This is a genomic window from Salmonella sp. NW645 (genome assembly GCF_051703725.1).
GTDB lineage: Bacteria > Pseudomonadota > Gammaproteobacteria > Enterobacterales > Enterobacteriaceae > Salmonella > Salmonella enterica.
The window spans coordinates 1-267 of sequence record NZ_JAMMKR010000041.1 but is presented as its reverse complement, the minus strand read 5'-3'; the positions used below and the strand labels follow the sequence as shown (position 1 = coordinate 267).

Sequence of the window (267 nt, the reverse complement as noted above, 5' to 3'; positions counted from 1 at the left end):
CCTCCGGCTCCCCTATACGGTTAACCTTGCTACAGAATATAAGTCGCTGACCCATTATACAAAAGGTACGCAGTCACCCCACCACTAAGCCCCCTCTGCTTCTTTTGCGGTTGAACGTCGCTTTCGCTCCGTTAACCGCATCCTCAGCAAAGGATGCGTATGTGGAGTTCACCACTGGCTTAGTGGTGGGGCTCCCACTGCTTGTACGTACACGGTTTCAGGTTCTTTTTCACTCCCCTCGCCGGGGTTCTTTTCGCCTTTCCCTCA

Annotated in this window: 1 rRNA gene; it reads right to left on the bottom strand. The window is 53.2% G+C overall.

Features of this window, described 5'->3' with window-relative positions:
- Positions 1-267 (bottom strand): 23S ribosomal RNA (locus NA389_RS21990); the annotation flags it as partial.